Here is a 23,800-nt window from a genome sequence, read left to right as displayed (position 1 = left end):
CAATCCTAAATTACTTTATAAATAGAAGTACCAATGCTGCGGCTGAATCTTTCAATGCTAAAATTAAAGCTTTTAGAACGCAGTTTAGAGGGGTAAAAAATCTAGAATTCTTCCTTTTTAGATTAACCAATATTTTTGCGTAAACACAACAATTTGTCTTGATCCATTAATTCATCCAAACTCTACTTGTAACAAACAAAAAACGCTGTAAAACATAAATTTTACAGCGTTTTGATTGAGTTTCTTAAACTCTTAGCGGAGAAAGAGGGATTCGAACCCCCGGACCTGTTACAGTCAACAGTTTTCAAGACTGCCGCATTCGACCACTCTGCCATTTCTCCCGAGCGTCTCACGATTTCTCGTTTGCGATTGCAAATATAACAAGTCTATCTTGTTTTCCTAATATTCATAGAGCATTTTTACATTTTTTTCTAAAAACTTAGGACTAGTCTTTACTTTTTAAGACATTATTTAGTCTTTTCAATCCCAAAAGCATTGTATATGCTATAAATTAATTTTCCACTTGTTAGCTTTCTTAGTTTTTAAAAAAAATTGCTTTTAAAAATTCTATTTCCTGCTGCTTCAAATTTAACAAATAGGTTTTTCCTTCATATTTCCAACTTGTAGGTTCTGACGAGTTTATATTTTCTAAAATCATCATTGCTCCTTGCTTATGCTTTTGTAAGAAATAAAAACCTACTTATAAACAAAATTACAAGTAGGTATAATATAATTATAAAATGTACCAATTAATCTAAAACTGGTGTTCTTTTCTCGTCCATACGTTTCATAGCATTTACTTCGTAGACACGTTTTAACATAAACAAAGGTCTTTCTAGTTCACCTTCCCATTCAAACAAATCTTTAAACAATTCGCGAACTTTTTCTGGATGTCTATAAGCCAAATTGTCATTTTCTGAGATGTCTTTAGTTACATTGTACAACTCTGCTGGACGATCTGGAAAACGTAACAATTTCCAATCTCCTTTTCTTACAATTCCTCTATTTTCTTTTTTCCAAAACAGAATTTCGTGTGGTGATTTTTTGTTTTTTTGAGTGATAAAAGGCAACAAATCTACTCCATCAATATTTTTAATTTTGGAAGCATCTCCTCCTGCTACATTCACAAAAGTTGGTAATAAATCTAACAAACTCACTGCTTTTTTATACTCAGATCCTGGTTGAATCACAGAAGGTAGTTTCATGATAAATGGAACTCTAATCCCTCCTTCTAAATTGTTAGATTTACATCCGCTTAAAGGATAGTTACATGTATGCGTTCCATCAGGACCTCCATTGTCATTAGAAAACACAATCAATGTCTCCTCTTCTAAACCTTGTTCTTTTAACTTGGCTAAAATTTGACCACAAGCTTTGTCTAAAGCCAATGTCATAGCTGCTAATATTTTTCTTTTTCCTGTCAGCCCTTTAATTTCTGCTAAATCTTCTGGAGTTGCTTGCATTGGGGAATGAACCGCATTGAAAGAAACATACATGAAAAATGGCTTTTTCTTATTTCTATCAATAAAATCACACGCTTCATCTGCAATGTCGTATGTTAGATATTTTGAAGGTTCTTTGTATTCTTTATATCCTTTTTCCAAACGATCTTCTGGTTTATCTGCAGCTTGTTTTTGTGTCAAAGGAAAAAAACTTCTAGCCCCACCTCTAAACCCATAAAACTCATCAAACCCTCTATACAATGGATGGTATCTATCTGCATTACCCATATGCCATTTTCCTAACACGATAGAATTGTATCCTAGTTTTCCTAAGTGATCTGCAATTGTTTTTTCTTCCAAAGGCAAGCCCATATCATCTCCTAACAATTTAGAAGAATGACTCATATAGCCTGGTACATTGTTTTCTTCAAAACCAAAACGTTGTTGATACCTACCTGTTAATAGACCCGCTCTAGAAGGGCCACAAACAGCAGCTGTAGTATACGCATCTTTAAACACCATTCCTTCTTTAGCTAATTTGTCTAAATTAGGAGTTTTAAACGTTTTACTTCCTTGAAATCCAAAATCAAAATAACCTGCATCATCTGCAAAAAGAAAGACAATATTTTTCTTTTTTTGAGCAAAACTTGTAGCAGAAACTAGGCTTAAAATTCCGATAGCAATAACTATTCTCTGTATCATCTTATTACTTATTTAGTTTCTATCATCACTAAATTACTTTTTAATTTGGGTGATGTTGCTTTAATTACTACTGCTCCTTTTTTATTTTTTAAAGATTGTACCAATAACAAGGCACGACCTTTAGAAGTTACCAAACTATTAGTTTGATAATCTTGTGTATTGTCTAATGCTCCGTTATCTACTCCTAAGATCTTTATATCACCCTCTACATCAAAAGATAATTTTACATTTTCTGTAGTTACATCTAATCCATCTTTATCTACCAACTGCGCAACAACATGAGCTACTTGATACCCATCTGCATCTAAGCTAGTTTTATCTGTAGTTAACTTTATAGCTACCGGTTCAGATGTTGTTTTTAACTCATACTCTACTTCATGACCATCAAATCCTCCTCTAGCTACTAAAGTACCTGGCTCAAAAGGAACTGCCCAGCGTAAAATTCTATCAGGACTTCCGCTTAAAGTTCTCCATCCTAAAGATTTTCCGTTTAATGATAACTCTACTTTATGCAAGTTTGTAGGTACTTCTACAATAACTGTTTGTCCTTTTTTATAATTCCAGTTTTTTTGAGCACGACTATTGTTCCATTTTAAGAATTTAGCCGATTGTATTTTTACTTTCCCACTTAATTCATCTACCATTAACGAATCTTTTACAGGGTAAGTTCCTACAGAAACATGAGGTTTGTTTACCCAAATAGATTTAAAGTGATCCCATCCTTCTTTTTTAAAACCTGCAAAATCTAAAATATCTCCATCCCATCCTTTGTTAGGCCATTTTCTGTTTGCTTCTCCCATGTAATCAATACCTGTCCACATATACATACTGTAAATCATTGGATCTTCTATAATAGAATTCCATTCTTCCCAAGTACCTGCATTTTCGTTTCCTGTAAAATGTAAATCTGGATAGTATTTTTTACTCCAATCATATTGATTCGTTTGGTAACTAAACCCTACAATATCTAAGGTTTGTGCATAACCAGAAGCTAAACTAGCTACAGGAATAATTAAATTTGCTGTTACCGGACGAGTTAAATCTAATTCTTTTACCCAACCAGCTAACTTTTTAGCTGTTTCTGTTAATTTGTATTTTCTATCTGGTAAAGCTTTGTAACGATCTTGCATTTCTTTAGCAGAAATGTTTGGAATTCTGTTCCAGTAACTTTTTGCTCCAGGATCCCATAATCCACTCACATGACGATAATGCTCATAAGTCCATTCAATTTCATTACCAATACTCCATTCAAAAATTGATGGATGATTTCTATCTCTTAAAATTGATCTTTTTAAATCGCTTTCTGCCCATTTTTGAAAATGGTTTGTATATCCTTCTGTAATATAATCTGGTTCTCTTTCTTGCATGTTCCAACGCTTATCCTTAGGATTGTCAAACTCATCAAAAATTTCTGCCTGTACCAAAATTCCCATTTCATCACATAAATCGTAAAATTCTTCAGAAAATGGGTTATGAGAAGTACGGATTGCATTTACTCCAGCATCTTTTAAAGCTTGAATACGTCTTCTCCAAACTCCTTTAGGAACAGCTGCTCCTACCAAACCACCATCATGGTGAATACAAACTCCTTTGGCAAACGTTGGTTTACCATTTAAAAAGAACCCTTGTTCTTTGCTGTGCTCAATAGTTCTAATTCCAAAAGGGGTTGTGTAAGCATCTACTACTTTTCCATTACGAACAATTTCTGTAATAGCTTTGTACATATGTGGAGTATCTAAATCCCATAACTTTGGGTTTAAAACTTCTAAATTTTGTGTAATTGCTATTTCTTTTCCTGAAGAAACTCTTGAAGTATTTTCTTGATTAGCAACCAATACATTGGTACCATCATAAATTTTAGTTCTTAACGTAAACTTGGCTCTACTACCACCATCGTTCTTAACTTTGGTTTCTAATTTTACAGCTGCTTTTGCATTGGTAATTTCTGGAGTAGTTACATAAGTTCCCCAAATAGGAATGTGTAAATTATCTGTAGTAATTAATTTTACATTTCTATAAATTCCACTTCCTGTATACCAACGTCCATCTGCATAACGAGAATGATCTACGTGTACAGTTACTATATTTTCAGAACCATCAGTTTTTAATTTATCTGTTAAATCAAAATAAGCTGGTGAATATCCATAAGGATTTTCTCCTAACTTTTTTCCGTTTAACCAAAATGTAGCGTTGTTATAAACACCATCAAACAAAATAAAAGCTTTTTGATTTTTAACATCAACCGGAGTTCTAAAATGTTTTTGATACACACCAACACCTCCAGGTAAATATCCTGTTGCTCCTTCTAATTTTTCATCAAAAGAAGACTCAACACTCCAATCATGAGGCAATCTAATTTCTCTCCAATCAGTATCTTTTAATGGAATGTTTTTAGGAATTTCTGTTCCTTTTTGCAATTGAAATTTCCAATCAAAATTAAAATCGTGGATTCTTTCTTGGGCATTGATTGTATTGGCTACCATCAATAAAACCAAAAATGACATCAACCTTTTTACTACTTGCTTCTTCATGTTTGTGGTTATAATTTGATTTGTTATTCTACTCTAAAGATTAGCTCCTAGTAAAACTATGCAAATACTAAAAAAAGTTTTAGCTGTATTAGATAAAAAAACAGCACAAATGATTAACAAATACAACAAACCCTTAAAAAACGACTCAACATATACTAGACCAAAACAACAAAAGGCTTAAAAACATGGTTTTAAGCCTTTTTATTTTAAAAAAAATAGTTTACAATTCCTCTCTTAAAAAACACCTTTTAATGCACTAAAATCTTGTTTAATTTATTTAAAAAAACAGAATTACTAACCATTGGATCTTTTTGCTCTTGAATGTATTTTTGCATTTTTTTAGCCAATTTTAAGGTTATATTTTTATACGCAGGTTGCCCGTAAAAATTTACCAACTCATCTGGATCTTTTTCCAAATCTATCAACCAAGGTTCTGAGTTAGAAACATCAATAGCTAATTTGTATCTATCTGTAATAGCCGCCAACCATCTTTTATGAATTCTACTAAAAGTAACATCATCCCATTCTTTTGAATTCTGATTCTGTAACAATGGAGTTAAATCTCTACCTGCACTTTTAGGTTGATTTTCTACTCCTGCCATACTTAAAAAAGTTTTCATCCAATCTGTAGTATTTACAGCTTTGTTAATTACTGTTCCTGATTTAATTGAAGCTCCGTGATAAACTATAAATGGAATTAATGCAGAACCTTCAAAAGGAGCTCCTTTATTTATTTGATTGTGCTCTCCTAACAAATCTCCATGATCTGAAGTGAATACAATAATTGTGTTTTCTAAAATGTTTTGCTTTTTTAAAGACTCAATTAACTTTCCTACATTATCATCTATACATTTTACAGAACCAAAATAAGTAGCAATCATATTTTGCATTTTTTTTGGATCATTTACCATTTTGTCCTTTTTTCTCCATGATGGGGAATGTTCCGTTCTAGATTCTGTAAATGTTTTAGGCATATCAAATTTCACCTTCTTATACATACTATCATAAGGTGCTCTAACCGCATCTGGTCCATGAGGTTCTGGTAAGCTTACTACACAATAAAAAGGTTCTTTGCTGTGAGTCTTTACAAAGTCGATAGTTCTATCCATTAACCAATCCGTTGAATAACTTTTCTCATCGGCTCCATTCATATTGTAAGAAAGTTCTCCTTTTCTATTTTTTGCATCTACAAAAGGAGTTCCATCTGGTTTTATTCCAAACTTTTTCCAATGTCCTCTGTTAAACATATAACGATTGTCTTCAAAACCGTAACTATCTGGAGACCAACCTGGCTTAGCATCACCACTTAAATGCCATTTCCCCACATATCCTGTTTTGTATCCATTCTTATTTAAAACCTGAGCTATGGTTGGATATTTTTTACTCATCACCTTGTCATTTACAGGCATACCTACCGTGTGCGGATATTGCCCTGTAAACATACTAGACCTTGATGGTGAACACACTGGTGATGCTGCATACATACTTGTAAACAAAGCTCCTTTTTTGGCTATCCAATCTATGTTAGGTGTTTCTACTACTTTTGCTCCCCATTGTTTGGCTTGTTCAGGCTCCATTAAATCTCTATAACAACCCAAAGTTCTAAAGTTATGCTCATCTGTAATTACCCAAATAATATTGGGTTTTTGTTGTTTTTGAGCTTGCGCAACAAAACCAATCAACAATAAAGTAGCTTTAAAAAGCACATTTAATACATATTTCATTTTCTTATTTTTATAAATAATACCCGCTAAAGTATACAGGTATTGTAAGAACCTGTATAACATATAGCTAAAAACAAAACATAAATAGGTATTTTACTTTGAAAGCTGCCTTACGATAAATTACTTCAGTTTTACAAACATAGTGCTAGCTTCTATAGCATCTTTAGGTTTATTGCTTGCATTTATATCTTTAATAAAAGCCTCTACTTTATAACTTTCTTTATTTGATAATTCTTTACCTAATTTAATTTCTACCTCCATATTTCCATAACCTGGAGACACTGTTATTTGTTTTTCTACTATTTTTTTATCCCACTTTTCTTTTAACTTATCTGTAGTTTTAGAAACTTTTAAATAAATAATTCTTGTTTGGTTTGCTTTAAAACTTAATGGAATTTTAATTATTTGTTTTTTAGGAACTTCTATTTCTGTTGTTGGAAAAATAACAGTTTCATGATATAATTTTACTTCCTTTTCATAATCTTGATTGATACTAGCATCTAAAACATCTACCAATTGATATCCTCTTACCCAATCATAATAAACCGTGTTTTTAGTATCATCTGTCAGCTCTTTATCTGTAGGTAATTCTATCCAAGGAAAAGGATAAGTTTCTGAAACTAAACGCATATACATAGGTCTGTTAAATGGTTTACCAACTACTTTATCATAGAATTTCATGTGCTTGGGTTTTCTATCATCATAATAAAAGCTCGCTTCTTTTTCATTTTTCCACCAACCTCCATAAACATGAAAATCTTTAGAGGCTAATTCAGTATTATGAAATTTTACGGCAGGAGCTCTTAAATCATGTTTTTTCTTGTCACAGTCTGTATACCAAAAATGTCCATTAGAGTTCATTCCGTTCGCAAAATGATTTCCTAAAAATTCTCCTGTTCTACCAATACATTCTTGTATATCCCATTCCTGACCATACTTATCACATCCATTAGGTCCGTTTTCTGAGCCCGTAGTAGAAAACCAAAAAGTGGTAGACATGGTAGTAGCTGCTGCTTTTACACGACATTCGTAATACCCTAAAAAGGCAGCTTTTTTAGATACTACAGCTCCACCTGCAATATTAAAGGTTAACTCTCTTCCATACGCTTTTACAATGGTGTCTTTCTTTAATTTTTCTCCTTTAATTTGCATGTATCCATTTTTAACGGATACCTGAGAAGGCAGAAAGATGCCAGGTTCTCTCCCTTTCCATGTTGGGTGATGATCTAGCCACTTACTTGCATCTAATTTCTCTCCATTAAATTCATCTGAAAAATCTGGAGCCATTACCCAACGTTTTCCCATAGGAGGTTCTGGAGGTCCTGATTGTGCCTGTACATTAAACATACTAATCAATAGCATTAATAAGCTGAGTATTTTTTTCATCTTTTATAAATTTTATAAACTTATTTTGATTGTTTTTTTATTTTTTTTAATAGCTTCAATATCAAAAAAACGTTGAATATTATCATCTTCTCCAACTTCAATAGTATATGCATTTGGATACATAACAGTTGGTTGATAACTATTCCCTTTTATTCTTAAAGAAGAAATAACTTCTTTGGTGTATTGATTTTTAACTGTTACAACTTGATTTTCTTTATTCAATTTTAACGTAGGTAATTGATATCCATCTTTAATTAAAAAATTATCTGTTTGATTGAATGTTATAGGCCATCCGTTATAAGGTTTAGCATTTGGAGCAAACATATCTACATTTCTTGCCCAACACTCATAGGTTGTGGTACGTTTTGCTTTGTTAAAACGAATAATTCCATACCCCGAAGCTCTACCGTTTAACAAGTTTTCTTTTTCGGTATTGTCTTTATGTTCTGGATTTGCAATAGCTAATACCGTCATTTTATTATGGAAAGCATCTAAATATTCTCCTGTATAGTCTGGCATTCCTTTTACATGATTTTTTCCTGGAGCATCTGGTTTAAACCAACGCATCCAAAAATTAGAAGCCGCAGGAACCGCAAAAGAATAGCCTGCGTTGTTCCAGTCTTCTACTCCATGATGCAATACAGAACCTAAATGTTGATCTCCAGCAATCATACAAGAAAAACTTTTACGAATTACAGACAAAGCCTTGTTTCTCCCAGCTTGTGGCCATCCGTTAGAATCTACACTGTATGCTTGTTTTTTATCTAAGGTTGGTGAATGTGTAGTTACATTTGCAAAAATAGTTTGAGACAACACCGCTTTCATTTCGGCATCTTGCCAATCTGTAGTCCAAGCTTCTAAAAAGTCTAATTGTCTTTTTCCTAACAAAGTAGCTTCGGGCACATCCATCATACGAGTGTCTTGAAATCTACCTTTACCCAAAACTCTTTTAGGTCCCGATTTAAATTTACGATCTTCTAAAATAGCAAAACTAACACCTCCCCATTTGTAATCTGTATAATACACCCCTATTCCTTGCTGAATTGGAGTTGGATCATAAGGGTCTGGTAAATGACTGGTTTGTGCTCTTTCTACTTCTTTAATATAATTTACTGGCATGTAGTAACCTCCATTATTTCCATCTCTGTTTATAGACTTTCTTCCACCATCACCCCACAAATTTCCTTGTCCTATATCATGATCATCTGGAATAACTATGGTTGGTGTGTTACGAATAATATCTCCAAAGACTTCTCCAAATTTCAACCAATATCCGTAATGATCACTATGGTCGTAAGATTGATCTCCTGCAAAAAACAATACATCTGGTTTTAATTTATTCAGATTATTGATGATATCATCTGCAGGCCCTTGACCGCCATGTTTTTTATAAATAGACCAACACGAAAAAGCAGCCATAATAACCTCCTCCTTATCTTTAGGATTTTTACGCACAATTCCATTATAATGAAATTGATTCTTATAGCTTACACGGTATTCTTTTTCTTGAGAATCATCCCAATTCTCTATTCTAAAATGAGCGGTGTAACCTGGGTATTGAATACGAGTTTCTTGAATAGTTTCCCATTTCCCATTACTTTTTATTTGTAACTCTGCTTCAAAAGGATCGTAATTTCTAATAGGATAAAACTGAGCTGTCATTTTTAAAGTTTGCTCATGTACTGTATACAAAGCAAAACAAATTCTATTCTTAGCTAATTGTTTATTTATTTCAGTTGGACTTTGTGCATAAATCTGAGTTACAAAAACCAAAAAAAAGAAAAATCCTTTGGAAAAGAAATTAAAAGTAATTGATTGTAATTTCATGTATTTTGTATGTTTTAAAATTTTAACTAAAAAATAGTACTATAAAACTACTAAGATTCATTTCCCAAACGATAAGAAATAACCATTTGTTCTGTTTTTTACCCTAAAACATAACTACTTTTTTAAATAACCTTAAAATTAATTTGGTATTACTCTGTTATCGTATTACCACTAAACCTTCTAAAACTTCAGATTCTTGATTTTTAGAGGTAATAGTAATTCTTAGCTCAACTGTTTTGTTTCTTTCTTGCATTTTTTTACCCCACAAAATTAATTTGGTTTTTTCGTAAGCTTTTAAACTTGGTATTTTACTTTTATTAAATAATTGCCACTTACCGTTATTTAAAAATTCAATAGTTATTTCTGAATCTGTAGAAGCTACCTGACCAAAATTCTCTATTTCTATTTCAGCTTTTAAACTTTTTGCTTCTAATGACATTTCTGGAAACTTACTAGACAAATAAGACTCCCTATAATTTACCCATGGTAATTGAGCAAAACCAAACACCAAAGCTCCTTTTTTAGTTTTCCCTAATAATTTTGCTGCAAAATTTTCATCAGTTAAACCATTTCCTTTTCCATCAAAAGTTAGCAATAAATCTTTTCCTACTTTTTCTTTTTTAATGACTTTAACTCCTCTACCAAAATCTACTTCTTCCGAGGCTCCAAAACGCAATGATCTTATATCCATATCTTTAGTTGGATTAAATCCTGATTCTGCTTTTACCAATAATTGAATTTGTTTTGTTTGGTTATTAATTTTTTCAGGAGTTACCAACTCAATCAACCTACCAACAGTCATAGGAATACTGATGTTTTTAGAACTATGAATATCGCTCCCTTTATCCATTTTTTTAATGGTATCTGCTACGGCAAAATTTGCTTGATAAGCACGACCATATTTATCTTGTAATACTTTAATTCGTTCAAACTTATACCAATCTTCTATATAACCATTTTTGTGTTTTGCAATACCTGGTAAATACGCTTCTCCTTTATCTAACTTCCAATGGATTCCATCTTTAGAACGCATGTAATAAGCAATACGTCCTAACCAATCATTAACTACCAAATGATATTGAACATTAGTTTTCCAAACAACAGGATCTTCATACCTACCTTCGTAAGGTGGATATACAGTACCTACAGATACTTTTTTAAAAGGAGGTAAACCTGTTTTACTCAACCAAATTCCACCTCCTCGACCTACCATTATCATAGAACCATCTTCTCTTTTAGCAAACGTATTATTTGCCATATGATCTTCTAGTTCACGCTGACGAGTATCATACGTAAATTCTCTTTTTTCCCAAGGTCCGTTTAAACTATCTGAATAGTAATAAAAGAAATTAGAAAATTTATGAACATATAAAAAATACCCTCCCTCTTTTAATTTCTGAATTTCAGGATTGTGACCAGGTCCAATAACATCTTTTACTTTATAGGGTCCAATAGAGTTATTAGCCACTGCATGGACTACTTCTGATCTAGGCCAAGCCATATGTCCTTTAGGATCATCTTCTCTCCATCTACAAACATAAATGTGAAACTTCCCTTCTGAATCTTCTAAAATATTCCCACCCCAATAAGACCAAGAATCATCTTCTAATCCATTATCTACAAATCGATGTTTAACTCCCTTAGCTCCCCAAATATCCTTTTTTGTTGATCCACTAGGCATTGATAAAAATCGATCCATTAACCGACCTCCAAACACCAACCCTTCCCAATCATTAGGTCTTGAACGATCTACGTCTTGAGCTTGAATTGTTAACGTTGTTAGTAAAATAAAAAAATACTTTTTCATAAAATTATTTATTTTTTAAGACTATCTTTTAATCTTTTTGTATCAAAACAAGAAGCTGGCAAACCTGCTGTATTAAACAAAGATCCTTCAATATAACTTTTCCATCCGTAACGAACTCCTTTTGGATTTGGAACCTCATCACTCCAAACTTGCAATACAGCACCTCTTTTTATAATTTTTGCTGTAGCTACATGATAGTCTCCTTTTTCGTCTAACACCTCAAAATTATTCAAAGATTTCCCCATGCTAGTAATTCCTAAAGGTGCATGGTTAAATGTTAACAACGCTTTTCCTTCTTCAACTTTCATAGATTGATAAACAGGACCAGAATAATCAATTCCTTCTATTCCGTAATCTTTTGCCAAAGCCCACAAAGCCAAACGCTGACCCACAGGAAGTTTTTTAGGAGGGTGAATTCTTGTTTTATAGCCTATATCGTTAATAACGGCCATTCCTGTATTTTTAACCGTTAACATGGTTTTTAGTTGAGCTTCTTGTACACCAACCCACCCTTCAATATCTTGAATTCCATAGGGAGCCAATTGCACAAAATAAAAAGGAAAATCTCCTAATTTCCAGTTTTCTCTCCAGCTTTTTATCATAGCTGGAAATAATTTTGAATATTGTTCAGGGTTCCATCTATTTCCTTCTCCCTGATACCAAATAGCTCCTTTTATAGTATAGGGAATTAACGGATGAATCATTCCATTGTACAATACGGTTGCTGTTTTGGTAGTGATTTTTTTAGAAAAGTCTTTTTTATATTCAGGAAACTCACTCTCTATCACTTCCCTAGGAGTCCATGCTTGTGCTGGTGTTCCTCCTACATTGCTAGAAATTAAACCTACAGGCACATTTAAATACTGTTGTAATCTCAGTCCAAAAGCATAACCTACGGCACTAAAATTTGCTGCAGTTTTAGGAGCAGAAACTTGCCAATCTCCCTCCGATTCTTCTAAAGGAGTTTTGCTTGTTGCTCTTTTTACAGTAAGAAATCTTATATTGTTATTGTTACTATTCAGAATCGCATCATTACTACCTTCTATATGCTGACCGGGTCCTCCTTTTAAGGGCATAGCCATGTTAGATTGTCCTGTACAAATCCACACTTCTCCCAATAAAACATCTTCTACAATTTTAGTTTTAGATCCTTTTACGGTTAATGTATAAGGACCTCCTTCTTTGGTAGTTTTTAAACTTGCTTTCCATTTTCCAAACTTATCTGTTTTGGTTTTTGTAATAGCTCCCCAACTCCCTTTAATCTCAATAGTTTTATTAGGTTTATCAGTCCCCCAAATTTTTACTTCAGTATTTCTTTGCAATACCATGTGATCTGTAAAAAGACTAGCGACTGTGGTTTGTGCATTTATAGAAATTGCAAGTATAAAAAAGCAAGCCGTTGTAATTATTTTTTTCATTTTTTATTTCTTAATTTATGTTACTTAATAAGTGTTCATCAGAAATTTGAGTACGTAATATTTTAATTTACTTTTATTCAATTAGATGATTTTGTTTTATATACAAAGCAACATCTACCATAGGTGCTACCCATACTTTCTTTTTTTGTAAGTTTAAATACTCTAACAATTGTTGATGTTCTTTTATGCCTACATTTAAAGGACTACCTCCGCCAACACCATGAAATAAAAATACAAGTAGTTTTTTATTTTTGATGGCTTCATCTACCAAAGCAATCATTTCTTGTCCTGTATGTTCTTTCATACCATAAGCATTAATGTCTTCTAAATCTATTTCGTTCATAGATTTCATCCCACGTTTTACACCTCTAGCTCCTACAAAATATTTCTTTACATAATCATAGAAAATTGTATCATTTACATTTTTTTGTCCACATGGAAAAGCAAAAGTTCTCTCTGATTTCGCATCTATTTTAGTTAGTAAATCATTCGTAAATGCTATTTCGTCTACAACCTTTCTTAACGTATAATTGTTTAAATCTAGTTCAGGAGGAAGTTGTTTTTTTCTTTTAGGTGTATTTGCACACGGATGCATTAAGGTGTGATTCCCTAATTCATGTCCTTCTTTGGCAGCAGATTTCCATTCACTATTTCTTTCCTTAAAACAATCCGAACTTCCAATAATATAGAAAGTTCCTTTTAAATTATAGGTATTTAGACTAGGGATTACATTGTCTAAATGTTCTTCCAAAGAATCGTCATAAGTTAAAACAACTGCACACTCTTTTCCGTTCCACTTTCCTTGTGTTTGAGCCGTGCAATTTTGAATTACCAATCCTAAAAAAACAAGCCCTAATAATTTAAAACACATCATTTTTAGCATTAGTTTTTTAATGTTAAAGGAGGTACTTTTCCATAGCCGTTTTTAGGAGCATCATGTTCGGTCTCATGCAAATTGTATTTTGGAATAATCTGTAGTAACTCATCTCTTTCTTTTCTATGAGCTTCAGAAACTTTAGACCAGTCTTTAATTACGGGAAAACTAATCAAATCATCTGGTGTTTTACTTACATCGTACCATTTGTCATTTCCTCCTTTTAGCACCAAACTTCCACGGATGATCGTCTTGTCCATATGATAGCCATAAATCCATTTTCTATGTTCTTTTTTATCCGTTGTTAAAAAAGGCACTAAACTTTCTCCGTTAATCTCGTAGCTTTCTGGTATTTCCACACCTCCAACATCTGCTATGGTTGGTAAAATATCAGAAATATTTGCCAGCACTTCTTGTTTTCCTTTTTTAGTCATTTCTAAAACAGGAGCATAAATAATTAAAGGCACATGAGTTCCTCTTTGAGAAACAGGACTAGATTTTCCGTAACCACTTGTAGTATTATCGGCACAAAAAATAAAGATGGTATTGTTCTCTATTCCCAATTCCTTGAACTTATTTAAATATTGCCATACTTGGTAATCTAAATAGTTTACATGGTGATGAATTCCTTGCTCTGTAATAGAATTGTGTGTATTGTACACTCCATTATCTCCTGTAATATTAGGCTCCGTACGAGTATATTTTTTTCCATCCCAGTTAATTTTTGGTGTTCCTGGCCATTTATTTTTAGAATCAGGATAAAAGAAATCAAAAGCATCGTGCCCTAAATGACTTGTATGATAAATAAAGAAAGGCTCATTGTTTTTTGATTTTCTTTCCATAAAATCAAAAGCATGGTCTAGTTCAACATCCGGTCCATAAGTATTTAACCCAAAAGTTTTTTTAGCCTTTTTGTTATTAGGCCACCATTCAAACTCTTTCTTATTATCAGGATGATTCATCAACTGCACATGAGGTTTCCAATACCATCCTGACTGCACATAAGATTTAAACGCTAAAGGTTTTCCTGTATCTGCATTGTATATTTTTTTATCTCCTTTCTTTTTTTCTAATCTAAAATCGGTAGTATGAATGGCTTTGTTATAAGACCCCTCTCCTGGTGTAAAACATCCTTCATCAAAAGGAAAACCTTCAATATTCATTTGAGTTTTTCCTGCCCAAAAAGAAGTATATCCCCCTTTTTTAGCAATATGAGCAATCGTATGAGGAGAACTATCAAACAAGTCCCAACCATTTTTCCCTTTAGGATTTTTCCCCTTATCTTTATTATGCCACCATTTATGTAAATGTGCATAACGCCCTGTCATCATCATGGCACGACTAGGTCCACAAATGGTTGCTGCAAATGTAGTTTCTATAAAACACCCTTCTTCGGCTATTTTGCTTAACACAGGTGTAAAAGCTCTATATTTAAGGTTTGATGTATTGATATCTTTTGCTCCACTTTTAATAGGTTTAGACCACACCTTAGAATTATAGATGGGTAATTCTCTTGCGCTAATATCATCTGCAAAAAGTAGTACAATATTAGGCTTATTTTGAGCTTTAATTGGTGAACCTGTTACCAATGAAAGGCTTAAGAATATTTTAAATAGATTTTTCATTTATGTTAACTTGAGTTTTAGTTCTTATTTATGATTATTTTTTTTGTTATTTTTCCTTTTGAAGAAGTTAATTGGACTATATAAATTCCATTTGACAAACTTTATACATTTATATTATCATCTTGTAATACTCCAAACAATCGTTCTTTTCCTTGCATATCAAACACACTGAATTTAAATTCAGCAATTTTAACATCTCTAGAAAAAAATAACTGATTGCCAATTACTGGATTTGGATAAACACTAATTTCATTTTTTTCTTTAGAGTTATTAAAACTTAATGAATAGTAATATTAGCCCAAAAGACAACAAACAAAAAGACGGTATGTTCTTTTATGTGTAAATAATGGTTAATATGATTGTCTTTTCTCCAAAAAATAAAATCAAAAAAAATAACCCCGCCTAAGTAAACCCTTAGACGGAGGTATGTTTAAAACGCTAAAAAATAAGTTCTTATTTTTTAACTGTCAATTTATAATCGTGTGCTCCTGGTGCAAAATTGCTATGAAAAACTTGAGTTCCATCTCCTCTTTTTCCCCAATTTACTTCTACTCTATTATCTCCTAAAACAATGTTGATTAGCTTTTCTTTCATTTGTTTTACAATCTTAGCGTACTTTTTATCAAAAGCTAAATTGTTAATTTCATTAGGATCTTTTTTCATATCATACAGTGCTGGGGCTAAATCTTTGTAATCTGTATTTCTTGCCCATTCCATATTTTCTCCTCGTTTTTTAGTAGGACGAGTTTGCATAGAAAACACATACTCTTTGGTTCTAATATAAGCTCTTGGTCCTGTAACGGCATGACTTTCTCCAACAATATAATCTCTTTTAATTGCTTGTTTGGATGCTACTTTTTGCATGTCAAATCCATCCAAATAATCATATTCTGATTTTTTTAAATCTGCACCACCTGCAGCCATTATAGTTGGAGCAATATCTACAAATTCTGTAAAATCTTTAACCACTTTTCCAGCAGGGAATGCTTTTTTGTCTGATGACACAACTACTATTGGGTTATGACTATCTATAGCCCAAGAAGAAAATTTAGAAATAGCCCCATGCTCATTTAACTTCCACCCATGATCTCCACAAACATAGACAATCATCCAAGGTTGATTTTTTTCTTTACTATAAGCTATAAAGTCATCAACAGCCTCTCCAACTAAAGCATCACCATAGGCACAAAAGGCATAATAATCTTGAATCATTTTTTGTTTTTCTTCATCTGTAAAGTGATCTGATGCATCAACCGTAACTAACTTTTTTAATTGTGATGGCATATTCTTCAATTCTTTTTTATCAAAAGAAGGTACTTTATAAGTATGCTTTTTAAATCGATCTCTATAACTAGCTGGTGGTAACACAGGAGTATGAGGAAAATCAAAACCTATATGACAAAACAGGGGTTTACTTGGATTTACACCCTTAAATTTTCTAGAACCTGCATCAAATTTTTTGTTTTCATTTTCTAAATATTGTTTAAAAAACTTAGTGTAATAACCATCTCTTGTTTCTCCTGCTTTTCTAGAACTTACTCCTGCAATAATTCCACTTGAAAACGGGGTTTGAGGTCCTTTCTTTTTGTTATAATGCATCAACAAATCATACTTTTCCATAATACGTTTAGCAGACCCTTTATACTTTGGAAACATTTCCTCTAACTCTTTAGACTTGTATTCAAATTTTCCATCATCCGTTACAAAAAACTCTACATTTTTTAATGGTTTTTTCAATTTTTGTCCTTCAAACTCACGAAACCAGTCTTTACCCCAATCTGTAAACCCATCCATTCTTAATTGTTTAAAACTAATATCTTGATCGTAAATTTTAGCTGAATTTAACTTTCCATTTTCTTTAGTTTTTAAACGAACTCCTAATTTACCAATATGCAAAGTTTGGTAACCCAAGGCAGCCATTTGTTCTGGTAAAGTGGGTTTAAAATGAGAAGCATTATTGTTATGATATTCAAACTCGTACACTCCAGAACGGAACGGATAACGTCCGTAATGCATAGAAGCACGAGAAGGTGCACAGCCTGTTGCTTGGCAATAGGTGTTTACAAACGTAGTTCCCATTTCTGTTAAGCGATCTACATTGGGTGATTCCACATACCCCAATTCACTCATTTCTTTACCTGTTAACATTTTGTTAAAAGCTCTAATAGCATCGTAACGTTGATCATCTGTTAAAATCCAAAGTACGTTGGGTTTTTGCTTTTGAGCCATGCTAATTTTAGGCAACGAAATAAAGGCTAATAAGAACAGCAAAATTGTTTTATTTAGTTTCATAATTCTTTTAGTTTTTTAATTATTCTATAATGATTTCATCTATTTGCCAAGATCCTTTACGAACACCTACTGCTGGCTTTATTCCTACTTGCATAATTCTTTGTTTGATATGTGAAAACTGAACTAAATCAATTGTGTAAGTTTTAAACTCTGTATTATTAGCAGAAATAGGCACAGAAACCCACTCTTGTGCATTCCAATTCACGGGCTCATTAATTGTCCAAAATTTACTGCTGTAGTCTCTACTATACAAAGCCACTTTTAAACTTTTAGCAGTACTATTGTTTTTGATTTTAAACGTAATTTCTGAACATAATTTAGATTCTGTATACAACCATGGTGCACTCGTGATAAATGCATTTTTATCCGTAATATTTCCTGAGATTACTCCGTTTTTAAAAGAAATATCTGTTCCTTCTTGAGCATGCCACCCCATTGTGCTCTTTATAAATTTAAAGGGCCTACCAGGTGCAGGATACATATCATCTTCTTTGGGAATTACAATTGTTCCATCTTGATTAAAAAACACAGGTTTTAAACTAGCACCTCTATAAAAAGCACTGATGTCGTGATTTTCTTGTAACACATATTTTTGTCCATGCCAATCAAAAAAACTAGTATGCCCTCCTTTTAAAAAGGCTCCTTTTAATTCATAGGGACCGTATAAATTTTTAGACATGGCATAAGTAGAACCATAAACTAAATAATACCATCCGTTACGCTTAAATAAAGTTGATTTATCATCTGTACTCACTTTATTTCCATCTTTGTCTTTCACCAAAATAGCTTTGGGCTTGGTAATTAAAGATTTCATATCCTTAGCTAAAGTTGCCATGTAATATGTATTTACTCCAAAACAAAGGGTATACACATCGTCTTCAATATATATTTCAGGATCGTAAGGATGCACTGGTACAATTCCTTTTGGCAACAATGGTTTCCTAATAAATCTTTATATTCCCCTGTAATTTCATCGGCAACCATTACACCTGTATCTATATTTCTATTAGAGAAAAACCAATAATATTTTCCATCTCTTTCAGTAATATCTCCTGCCCAACAATTAGGTTGATTTCCTATATAGGTATCTTTTGGATAGATATTTCGCGAGTGGTTCCAGTTCTTTAAATTAGTACTATACCAAACTTCCCATCTATCCATTCTAAAAGAACCTTTTCCTTCCCAAGACTCATCATGACCGCATATAGCAAAAACCGTATCGTTTTGTACCCAAACATGAGGATCTGCCATTCCATGTTCTGGAGCAATAACATCTACATGTATTACTTCTAAATTTTTTCTAACGTCTTTTTCGATCTCATTTTTCACCGTATGCGATACATCATTTACCTCCAATTGTTGTGTTGTTGTTATTTTAGATTCTTTAGGGTTCTTCCTAACTTTTATTTGTGAAATCCCTAAGTTTACAACACACAGACACAATAGTATAAATAACCTCAATACATTTCTCATTTGCTAAATTTATCTCTCTTTTATTCTACTGTACTTATGTAAGTGTAATACACTCCATACGTTTCTTTTCCTTCTATAAAATCGTTTACCAACAAAGTTCTTCCTTTGGTTAAATGAACTTTAAAAGTTACCACTTGTTGATTTTTTTGGATTTCTTTTTCTAAAATTTGACCTCCAATTTTGATTTGTACTTTTTCAGGATGAATGGTCTTGTAATCATACATATCCTTAGGATTTTTATTTGGAATTCCCCAAATAGCCCCTAAGCATTCTTTTGGCCATCTTTGACATGATATTAAATAATCCCCTTCTTTTTCTACATCAATTGCATGTGTATTGTTTTTGTTTTTCATCCCCGAAGCTATTTGTTCTGGTTTCCAAATCCCACTATCTTCTCCAATAGCATGTTGTATTGTTAGTTTGATTTCTTTCTGAGCTTTGTTACCAACAGCACTTGCTGGTAATTGATAATACTCAGGATTTTTTTTCGTCTTTTTTAAAAAATCCTTGTTCTTATTCAATAGCTCTTTGACCAATTCTGGATGTTTCTTTGCCAAATTGTTTAATTGCTTAGGATCTTTTTCTATATCATACAATTGTTTTCCATTGATCAATCTCCATTGATTTTGAATGATACATGTTCCTTCTACATCTTTGGGTTGTCTCCAATCTTGACGATGGTGCACAAAAACGGTTTCGTTCTTATTTTTATTTTTTTTCTGTAGTAATAATGATGAAAAGTCAGCTCCATCTAAGGGCATGTTTTCTGGAATTGTCAATTGACACAAACTCGCTAATGTGGGAATCAAATCTACATGAGCTGCCAATTTAGAAATATCTTTTCCTCCTTGAATATTTCCATTTGGCCAACGAATAAAAAAAGGAACTCTATGACCTCCTTCTAACTTATCTCCTTTAATTCCTCTAAAACCTTTATTGTAGCCTAATTTTCCATCTCTACTATATCCATGACGCGTTCCATTGTCACTCATATAAATTACAATGGTGTTTTTTTCTAGTCCTTTGTTTTTTAAAAATTGATTGAACTTTCCAAAATTCTCATCAATATTAGCAATCATTCCATACAAATTAGCATTTATAATTTCTTTGCCTTCGTATTTCTTATAAGGCTCTGCATATTTAGGAGCTACAATTAACGGATCGTGTGGAGCGTTTAAAGGCAAATACACAAAAAAGGGTTTCTCTTTGTTTTTGTCTATGTATTTCATTGTTTCATCAAACCAAATATCTGTACAATATCCTTTGAATTGTTTGGGATGATTGTTTACATAATACACATCATCAAAATAACTATTCCCCCAATAATCTGAAAGTTCTCCTACTCCACCTGCTAAATGATGAATTGCGGTATCAAAACCAGTATCTGTAGGACGAGTTGGATAATTATCTCCCAAATGCCACTTTCCGAACATTGCTGTTTGATAACCATTTTGTTTGAATACATCTGCCATGGTTATTGCATTTTTAGACAAAGCATCTCGTCCTTTAAACGTTGACCAAGTTCCATTATTTATAGGATAACGTCCGGTCATTATTGCGGCTCTTGTAGGAGTACAAAGTGGACTTACATGAAAATCCGTCATTCGTACCGATTGATTGTAAAACGAATCTATATGAGGTGTTTTTAACCAAGGATTCCCATGACATTCCAAATCTCCAATCCCCTGATCATCTGTTAATATTAAAACAACATTTGGTGCTTTTTGCGCATACAATGAAGAAGACAAAGTCAACAACAATAACAGAAAAATTGCAATTTTATTTATATACTTTAACATGTTCTTATTTTGTTTTTGGAAGTATTGTAACAATACTAAAATCGCTATATCTTCCCGTTTTTGTAGTTGCCCAAATTTTAGTTTGTCCTTTTCCTATAGCTATTACATTCCCTTTGTTATCAACTTTAGCAATCCCTGTATTTTCTGATTTCCAAATCAATTTTTCTCCTTCAGCATCAGAATTGACAACCTTTGCTTTTAGTTTTAATTTTTCTCCTTTATTGATTTTAATAGCTGTAGTTTCCATTTGTACCACTCTATTCTTAACCCCATCTTTTATCTCTCCCATATAAAAACCAGTCCCTAAATTTGCCAACCACATTTTTGAAGTATCAAAAACATCAAATTTCACATCTTCTATCTGATGTGGTGTTACAATATCCCTGTTGACTTTTGTCCATGTACGTCCTCTATCTTCTGTCAAATACACTCCTTGATTGATTTTAGATCTTCTTACTACAACCACAATTAAATTGTGATCAAAAGGAGAAATATCAATAGACTCAGTTCCTTCAAAGTCAAAAACCTGATGCCATTTCTCTCCAAAATCATCCGTGTACCAAACACCAGCACCACCTGTATTGTGACCCGTAGTAATGTACATACGGTTGGTATTGTCAAACTTTACAAACTGTACACTTACCACTTCTTTTGGCGTTTTTACTTTCTCCCAATGTTGTCCTCTATCCGAAGAAAAATACAAACCTCCTTCTGCCAATGGCAAAAAATAACTTTGTGTATTTTTTTCTGCAGCTACAAACAAAGACTTTCGGGAGGTATCTCTAGGATCAAATTGAACATCATTGATACGAGCTGGTGAAGGCAGTCCATTATTGCTTTGCTGGAATGTTTTTCCGTAATCTTCCGAAAAATAAAAACCTCCTTTAGTTCCTTTATTTGGGTCTACAATCTTGGTAATTCCAAAATACAGGTATTGATTGTTGATTGGATCAATTGTCAAACCATTGGTATAAAAGTCATCTTTCCACTTGTTGGTGGCTGGAGTTGCCACTCCGTGTTTTTTCCAAGAAGCTCCTGTATCTGTACTTTTGTATATGTATTGTTTACCTTCTTGTCTGTTAGATGTTGCATAAACAATGTGCTCATCATACGGGTCAAAAACCAAGTTACTAACCGTTTCTGGTGCACTATTTTCAAATTTTATAGCAGGAACCTTATTCACCATTTCTCCTGTTGGTAGCCAAAGACTGTGTTCACCAGAACCTAACAATGTACTCTTAGTTCTTCTGTCTTGGGCTATGGTCAATCCAGGTAAATTGCTATTTCCGTGACCAACAATTCCACCCAATGGAGTTTTGTCTTCATCCACTTGTTGCCAAGTTTCTCCATGATCTTTGCTCAACATGGTACTGTGGTCTGAAACAATCATTACACTTCCATCAACCCCAACAGCCAAAGCTCTCATAGAACGAAGTGCATAATCTTTTCCAAATCTCATATGAGGAGAGTAGTGACCAACGTTCATGTTTTTATGGTATGGATTTTTTCTAGCGTTCCAATAATCTTTATCTTTTGCCCAAGTTTCTTCGTACAAACGAGCAGTGTTTGTCCATTTTTCACCATTGTTATTTGTAGACCACAAACGACCTGGCATGATAGAATTCCCTACTTGAGGATCTGCAAATCCAATATACAAAGCCTTTTCTCTACTTGGATCTGCACTTAGCATAGTATAATTCTGAAGCGCTTCTGTAGGCAACTTAGGATATTTCTTCTTTGCTTGAGCCACACTTATCCCAAACCATTTTGCGATGTATTTGTAATAATTGGCAGGCACTCCTCCTGTCAATTGATTGATATCCAACCCTAAATCTCCATTTATTTTTTTCCAAGAAGTTCCTTCGTCTTCAGAATAAAAAATTCCTCCTGTACATTTTGTAGTCTCTCCATTAGGCAAGTATTGTACCTGATCAATTGCGTACAAAATAAATTTTCCTGTTTTGGCATGGTAGTAAAAATCCATATCCATAACAATATCATTATCAAAAACGTTTTCAGAAACGGAAGTCCAACTATCTCCCCCATCTTCAGAACGATACAATCCATAATTAGAAGCTGCAAACACTTGATTTGTATTGTTAGGGTTTACAATAATTCTTCCTATTTGTGCTTTAGAATGTAATCCTTTGGTGATCAATTTCCATGATTTTCCACCATTGGTTGTTCTCCACAATTTACCTTCATTTATTGCGTTAGCTCCATGAGGTTTTGCTTTGGTTACCGCTTTGTAACTAGACAACCAATTTTGTCCACGAACATTCGCTCCACCAGCTACAAACCATTTTTTTTTATTTTTAGGATCTATAGCTACCGCAGCAACTTTTTTCTTCCACCTGTTTTTATCACCACCATCTACATCTATTGTGTACCATGGACAATTAGGAACTACAGTCCATGTTTTTCCCAAATCATTGGTATGCCACAACTCTGAAGAAGAAATGGCCAAACCAAAATCAGCATCACTATATGAATAGCTTAAATCTCTTAAATGATAAAAAGTTCCATCTCCATCGGGGTCTGTAATTCCGTACCAATCTTTTCCATTATCATTAGATTGATACACATTCCACATATCAGGACATTGAGCCACTACTCCTGGCAAAGTAGGATGGTAACGTAATAAGTTTGCATATCCTGCGTTTCCTGGACCAAATTGTGTCCAAGTAACTTTTGTTGAAGACGTTACTTTTTCTCTTTCTAATTTTCTAAAAAATGATCTATCTAATTGTGCTATCGTCAACAATGGCAACAACATAACAACACAAAAGAAACCTCTTTTTTTTATTTGATTCATTCCAAACATTTCTTTTCTAATTTATTTTAAACCTTTATACACAAATAACATTACTTGTAAAACACAATTTAATAGTAACCAAAAA

The 23,800-nt window shown here is 33.0% G+C and carries 16 protein-coding genes and 1 tRNA gene; 1 reads left to right on the top strand and 16 read right to left on the bottom strand.

Features of this window, described 5'->3' with window-relative positions:
* Nucleotides 1-143 (top strand): transposase (locus tag Q4548_RS13250; RefSeq protein WP_336622742.1); only part of this gene is annotated, 143 nt, incomplete at its 5' end.
* A 113-nt stretch (nt 144-256) separates the two neighbouring features.
* Here Q4548_RS13250 and Q4548_RS13245 read toward each other — a convergent pair.
* The 16 genes from Q4548_RS13245 to Q4548_RS13175 form a co-directional block, all read right to left on the bottom strand.
* A tRNA-Ser gene (locus Q4548_RS13245) sits at nt 257-341 on the bottom strand.
* A gap of 408 nt (nt 342-749) precedes the next feature.
* Nucleotides 750-2,144 (bottom strand): sulfatase-like hydrolase/transferase, encoded by a 1,395-nt coding sequence (locus Q4548_RS13240; RefSeq protein ID WP_303455800.1) that lies wholly within the window; start codon nt 2,142-2,144, stop codon nt 750-752.
* A gap of 8 nt (nt 2,145-2,152) precedes the next feature.
* Nucleotides 2,153-4,675 (bottom strand): glycoside hydrolase family 2 TIM barrel-domain containing protein, encoded by a 2,523-nt coding sequence (locus Q4548_RS13235; RefSeq protein ID WP_303455799.1) that lies wholly within the window; start codon nt 4,673-4,675, stop codon nt 2,153-2,155.
* Between the two features lie 248 nt (nt 4,676-4,923).
* The gene (locus tag Q4548_RS13230) at nt 4,924-6,399 is read right to left on the bottom strand and encodes a sulfatase-like hydrolase/transferase (RefSeq protein WP_303455798.1); all 1,476 of its coding nucleotides are present in this window, start codon (nt 6,397-6,399) and stop codon (nt 4,924-4,926) included.
* A 120-nt stretch (nt 6,400-6,519) separates the two neighbouring features.
* Nucleotides 6,520-7,785 carry a family 16 glycosylhydrolase gene (locus tag Q4548_RS13225; RefSeq protein ID WP_303455797.1) on the bottom strand — a complete coding sequence of 422 codons (1,266 nt, stop codon included), beginning with the start codon at nt 7,783-7,785 and terminating at the stop codon, nt 6,520-6,522.
* Between the two features lie 12 nt (nt 7,786-7,797).
* Nucleotides 7,798-9,612 carry a hypothetical protein gene (locus Q4548_RS13220; RefSeq protein WP_303455796.1) on the bottom strand — a complete coding sequence of 605 codons (1,815 nt, stop codon included), beginning with the start codon at nt 9,610-9,612 and terminating at the stop codon, nt 7,798-7,800.
* Nucleotides 9,613-9,769: 157 nt separating this feature from the next.
* A complete protein-coding gene (locus tag Q4548_RS13215) occupies nt 9,770-11,419 on the bottom strand; it encodes a glycoside hydrolase family protein (protein WP_303455795.1) in 1,650 nt (549 codons plus the stop codon).
* An 8-nt stretch (nt 11,420-11,427) separates the two neighbouring features.
* Nucleotides 11,428-12,837 (bottom strand): sialate O-acetylesterase, encoded by a 1,410-nt coding sequence (locus Q4548_RS13210; protein WP_303455794.1) that lies wholly within the window; start codon nt 12,835-12,837, stop codon nt 11,428-11,430.
* A 73-nt stretch (nt 12,838-12,910) separates the two neighbouring features.
* Nucleotides 12,911-13,711: a polysaccharide deacetylase family protein gene (locus Q4548_RS13205; RefSeq protein ID WP_303455793.1), complete on the bottom strand. Its 801-nt coding sequence runs from the start codon at nt 13,709-13,711 to the stop codon at nt 12,911-12,913.
* Nucleotides 13,712-13,719: 8 nt separating this feature from the next.
* A complete protein-coding gene (locus Q4548_RS13200) occupies nt 13,720-15,336 on the bottom strand; it encodes a sulfatase-like hydrolase/transferase (protein ID WP_303455791.1) in 1,617 nt (538 codons plus the stop codon).
* Between the two features lie 17 nt (nt 15,337-15,353).
* On the bottom strand, nt 15,354-15,434 hold the full coding sequence (locus Q4548_RS17235; protein WP_369281299.1) for a T9SS type A sorting domain-containing protein: 81 nt from the start codon (nt 15,432-15,434) through the stop codon (nt 15,354-15,356).
* A 355-nt stretch (nt 15,435-15,789) separates the two neighbouring features.
* The gene (locus Q4548_RS13195; RefSeq protein WP_303455789.1) at nt 15,790-17,628 is read right to left on the bottom strand and encodes a sulfatase-like hydrolase/transferase; all 1,839 of its coding nucleotides are present in this window, start codon (nt 17,626-17,628) and stop codon (nt 15,790-15,792) included.
* A gap of 19 nt (nt 17,629-17,647) precedes the next feature.
* A complete protein-coding gene (locus Q4548_RS13190; protein ID WP_303455787.1) occupies nt 17,648-18,559 on the bottom strand; it encodes a hypothetical protein in 912 nt (303 codons plus the stop codon).
* The gene (locus Q4548_RS13185) at nt 18,475-19,101 is read right to left on the bottom strand and encodes a family 43 glycosylhydrolase (protein ID WP_303455785.1); all 627 of its coding nucleotides are present in this window, start codon (nt 19,099-19,101) and stop codon (nt 18,475-18,477) included. Before Q4548_RS13185 ends, Q4548_RS13190 begins: the two co-directional genes overlap by 85 nt.
* A 20-nt stretch (nt 19,102-19,121) precedes the next feature.
* Complete coding sequence (locus tag Q4548_RS13180) at nt 19,122-20,900, bottom strand: arylsulfatase (protein ID WP_303455783.1); 1,779 nt, start codon at nt 20,898-20,900, stop codon at nt 19,122-19,124.
* A gap of 4 nt (nt 20,901-20,904) precedes the next feature.
* The gene (locus Q4548_RS13175; RefSeq protein ID WP_303455781.1) at nt 20,905-23,715 is read right to left on the bottom strand and encodes a VPS10 domain-containing protein; all 2,811 of its coding nucleotides are present in this window, start codon (nt 23,713-23,715) and stop codon (nt 20,905-20,907) included.
* Nucleotides 23,716-23,800 lie beyond the last annotated feature (85 nt).

It is taken from the genome of Wenyingzhuangia sp. 2_MG-2023 (assembly GCF_030548295.1).
GTDB lineage: Bacteria > Bacteroidota > Bacteroidia > Flavobacteriales > Flavobacteriaceae > Wenyingzhuangia.
The sequence above is the reverse complement of the archived record's forward strand: the minus strand, read 5'-3'. Positions and strand labels throughout refer to the sequence as shown.